Genomic DNA, 3,996 nt, shown 5'->3' on the forward strand with positions numbered 1-3,996 from the left:
CGCTCATGAGCGGAGGCCCGCGGCGACGCGCTGGGCGCGCTCGCGCACGCCCTGGGGGGCGGAGGTGTCAGCGACGAGCGCTTCGAGGATGCGCCGCGCCTCCTCGCCGGCGCCGCGGCGGATCGCGAGCAGCGCCTGCGCCTCGCGGGCCGAGGCGCGCCAGGGGTTGCCCTCTGCCGTGAGGGGGGCGATCCGCGCCGCGAGCTGCGCCGGATCGCCGGTCTCGATGGCGTGAGTCACGGAGAGCAGCGTCGCCAGGTCGCGGTAGAGCGGGTCGGCATCCCGGTCGCCGGCCACCTCGCCCCACAGCGCCAGCGCGGCCGGCAGGTCGCCGGTCTCGGCCTTCAGCGCGGCGGCGCGCAGGCGGGCGAGGGTGCGGTAGCCGCCCGGCGCCTCGCGCGACAGGGCGGCAAAGCCGTTCGCGCCGTTGGCGAGGTCGGCCCCCTCGCGCTCCGTGGCGCGGTGCAGGGTCAGGTAGGTCTCCGCGGCGGTGGCCGCCTGCCGGGCCTCGTACCAGCGCCACCCCTGCCAGGCACCGGTGGCGCCGAGCGCGAGCACGGCCACGGCCAGGGCGACGCCGCCCCATTTCTGGGCCAGCTTCCGGGCGCGTTCGGCGCGGAGATCCTCCTCGACCTCGTCGAAGATATCGGGCACGGGGCGTCCTTCTGTCTGCCGGCCCGACGGCGCCGGCGGGCCACCTGTCTGCCGCCCTCGCGGGCGACGTGGTTGCCGCGCTGCCGGGCGGGGCGGCCGGACCATACAGGCGCGGTCACGGGGCGTTAAGCCCGTGCGGTAGACGCTGCGGCCATGCGCCGCCGGCCCGACGCCTTCGCGATCCTGCTGCTCGTCGTCCCGCTGGGCGGGTGCCTGGACTCGTCGCTGGGCCCCGCGGCCGTGGTGAACGGCGCCTCCCTGATCTTCACCGGCCGGACGCCTGTGGACCAGGTGGCCAGCCTCGTCACGGGGCGCGACTGCTCGGCCGTGCGGCTGGAACGGCGCCAGCCCTGGTGCGCGCCGCCGCCCGGGCCGCCGGCGCCGATGCCGTTCTGCACCCGCTCGCTCGGCGGAGTGGATTGCTGGACCACGCCGCCGCCAGGCGCCCCCCAGCGCGGCGTGGCCGACCCGGTGCGCTGACCGGGCGGCACGGCGCTCGACTACGCCGCGAAGCGCACCGGCGCGCCGAGCGGGCCGTCCTGCACCTCGTCCTCGCGCATCACGACGTGGCCGCGCACGATGGTCATCACCGGCCAGCCCGTGCAGCGATGCCCGGCGAAGGGCGTCCAGCCGCAGGGCGAGACGATCCAGCTTTCCTCGATGGTGCGGCTCCGCTTCATGTCCACCACGGTGAAGTCGCCGTCGTAGCCGGCCGCGAGCCGCCCCTTGCCGACCACGCCGTAGATCCGCGCAGGCCCCGCGCACATCAGGTCCACCAGCCGCGTCAGCGGGAGCCGGCCGGCGCTGACATGGTCGAGCATCAGCGGCACGATGGTCTGCACGCCGGTCAGCCCCGCGGCGCAGTCGGGCCACGGCTTCTCCTTGTTCGCGCGGGAATGCGGCGCGTGGTCGCTGCCCACCGTGTCCACCGTGCCGTCGCGCACCGCGGCCCAGGCGGCTTCCAGGTGGCGCTTGTCGCGGATCGGCGGGTTCATCACGGCATAGGCGCCGAGGCGTTCGTACGCCTCGTCGGTCTGGGTCAGGTGGTTGAGCAGGACCTCCACCGAGCCGACATCGCGGAAGTCCTTCAGGTACTCGAGCTCCTCGGCGGTCGAGACATGCAGGATGTGGGCGGGGCGGCCGGTCTTGCGGGCCAGCGCCATCAGCCGCCGCGTGCCGAGGAAGGCGGTCTCCACGTCGCGCCATTCCGCATGCATCCGGTGCGGCATGCCGCTGGTGTAGTTCGGCTTGCGCGCCTGCAGGCGGTACTCGTCCTCCGAGTGGTAGCAGATGCGCCGGCGGCCGGAGCGCATCACGCGCTCCAGGCTCTCGTCGTCCTCGATCAGCAGGTCGCCGGTGGAGGACCCGGCGAAGACCTTGATGGCGCAGACATTGGGCTGCGCCTCGAGTTCGGCCAGCGACGGGATGTTGGTCTTCAGGGCGCCGACATAGAAGCCCATGTCGCACCATGCGCGGCCCCTGATGAAGTCGCGCTTCCAGTCGATCTGCTCGCGGCTGGTGATGGAGGGCGCGGTGTTCGGCATGTCGAACACCGCCGCGAGGCCGCCGAGCACGGCGGCCTTCGTGCCGGTCTCGATCGTCTCCACCTTCGGGTCGCCGGGCTCGCGCAGATGCACATGGCTGTCGATCAGGCCGGGCAGGACGTGCAGGCCCTGGCAGTCGATCTCCTCGGCGGCATGGGCGCGGCGCAGGTCGCCGATGGCAGCGATGCGGCCGGCACGCACGCCGACATCCGCCTGCTCGGTGCCCCAGGGCAGCACCAGTGTGCCGCCGCGCAGCACCAGATCGTAGCTCGACATGCCGGCTCCCCGCCCGTAACGCACCCTACATCGGGCATCGGCGGCGCGAGGCCAAGGGCCGGGCGTCAGGCTTCCAGAAGGGCAAGGTAGCGCGGCACCGCCTGCGGCCAGAGGAACTCCGCGCGCACGCGCGCGGCGGCGCGCCGTCCCATCCCGCGCAGTACGTCGGGATCGGCGAGCAACCTGGCCAGCGCGGCTTCCACCGAAGCGAGGTCGGCGCCGTCGCAGATGTCCCCGGTCTCGCCTGCCGCGACCGCCTCGGCCGCGCCGCCCTCTCGGCCGGCCAGGGCGGGCAGGCCGTGCCAGGCGGCTTCCAGATAGGCGATGCCGAAGCCCTCCACCGAAGCGCCCTCGCGCCGGACCGGCATGGCGAAGAGGTCGGCGCAGCGGAACAGGGCCGCCTTGGTGGTCTCGTCCACCCGCCCGAGGAAGCGGACGCGGTCCGTCACGCCCAGGCTCCCGGCGAGGGCTTCCAGCCTGCCGAGGTCGGGTCCGCCGCCGGCGACCAGGTGCAGCACGCCGGGATGCCGCGCAGCCAGGCCGGGCAGGGCGCGGATCACCTGGTCCACGCCTTTCCGCGGCTCCAGCCGTGACAGGGTGAGCAGGACCGGACCATCGCCGGCGACGACGGCCTGCACGGCGCGCAACGCGGCTTCGGCCGGCTCGGGCTGCGGGTCGATGGGCGGGGCGATCACGTCGCAGCGCGTGGCTGCCGGCAGGTAGGGGCGCAGCCGGTCCAGCGTGTAGCGGGAATTCGCCGCGACGCCGGTGGCGCGGGCGAGCGCGGCGCGGATGCGCGCGGCCTTGCGGGCGGAGGGTTCGGGCGGGAACTCCATGCCATGCGCCAGGACCAGCAGCGGCGCCGCGACGCGCGGCAGTGCCTCGACGCTCTTCCAGCTGTCGGCGACCAGCGCCGCGGGCGGGCCGGCGCGCAGCGACGCCGCGACGACGCGCCGCTTCAGCCACCGGCGCAGCGGGCGCGGACCGCCGAAGCGCCGCAGCGCGAAGAGGGCGTCGGTCAGCTCCGGGCGGTCGGAGCGGATGCGGTCGGCGAAGACCTCCACGGCGAGGCCGTGGCGGGCCAACGCCGTGGCGAGGCCGCCCATCAGCCCCTCCATCCCGCCGAGATCGGGCGGGAAGGTCTGGGTGGCGAACAGGATCCGGCGCGGCGTCACGCGGCGAGCAGCCGCGTCGCGGCTGCGACCACGCGCTCCACCGGCAGCGCCGCCATGGTGGTCCGCAGAGGCTCGCCATCGGCGATGGCGGCGGCGGCGCGCGGGCCGCAGGGACCGTATTCCCGCGAGTCGGACTGGCCGAACAGGCCGAGCGTGGGCGCGCCGGCTGCGGCGGCGAGATGCATCAGGCCCGAATCGTTGCCGATGAACAGCGCCGCACGGCGCAGCACGGCCGCGGCTTCCGGCAGCGACAGGGCGCCGACCAGGTCCACGGCCTGCGGCAGGGCGGCGAGCACCGGGGCGGCCATGGCGCGCTCGGCCCCGCCCGGGCCGCCCAGCACGGCGAT

Annotated in this window: 5 protein-coding genes; 1 reads left to right on the forward strand and 4 read right to left on the reverse strand. The window is 75.1% G+C overall.

Annotated elements, in window-relative coordinates; all coding sequences use genetic code 11:
* Positions 1-3: 3 nt before the first annotated feature.
* Positions 4-654 carry a tetratricopeptide repeat protein gene (locus OZN99_RS27080; protein WP_270938340.1) on the reverse strand — a complete coding sequence of 217 codons (651 nt, stop codon included), beginning with the start codon at positions 652-654 and terminating at the stop codon, positions 4-6.
* A 153-nt stretch (positions 655-807) separates the two neighbouring features.
* On the opposite strand from OZN99_RS27080, the gene OZN99_RS27085 reads away from it, so the two are divergent.
* Positions 808-1,134 (forward strand): hypothetical protein, encoded by a 327-nt coding sequence (locus tag OZN99_RS27085; protein ID WP_270938341.1) that lies wholly within the window; start codon positions 808-810, stop codon positions 1,132-1,134.
* Between the two features lie 20 nt (positions 1,135-1,154).
* On the opposite strand, the gene OZN99_RS27090 is transcribed toward OZN99_RS27085, so the two are convergent.
* The 3 genes from OZN99_RS27090 to OZN99_RS27100 all read right to left on the reverse strand — a co-directional run.
* On the reverse strand, positions 1,155-2,474 hold the full coding sequence (locus tag OZN99_RS27090) for a dihydroorotase (protein ID WP_270938342.1): 1,320 nt from the start codon (positions 2,472-2,474) through the stop codon (positions 1,155-1,157).
* A 65-nt stretch (positions 2,475-2,539) separates the two neighbouring features.
* Positions 2,540-3,649 carry a glycosyltransferase family 4 protein gene (locus OZN99_RS27095; protein ID WP_270938343.1) on the reverse strand — a complete coding sequence of 370 codons (1,110 nt, stop codon included), beginning with the start codon at positions 3,647-3,649 and terminating at the stop codon, positions 2,540-2,542.
* The coding region (locus tag OZN99_RS27100; RefSeq protein WP_270938344.1) for a glycosyltransferase family 9 protein at positions 3,646-3,996 on the reverse strand (351 nt) is incomplete at its 5' end. The genes OZN99_RS27095 and OZN99_RS27100, both read right to left, overlap by 4 nt.

The sequence above is a fragment of the Falsiroseomonas oryzae genome, assembly GCF_027856955.1.
Classification (GTDB): domain Bacteria; phylum Pseudomonadota; class Alphaproteobacteria; order Acetobacterales; family Acetobacteraceae; genus Falsiroseomonas; species Falsiroseomonas oryzae.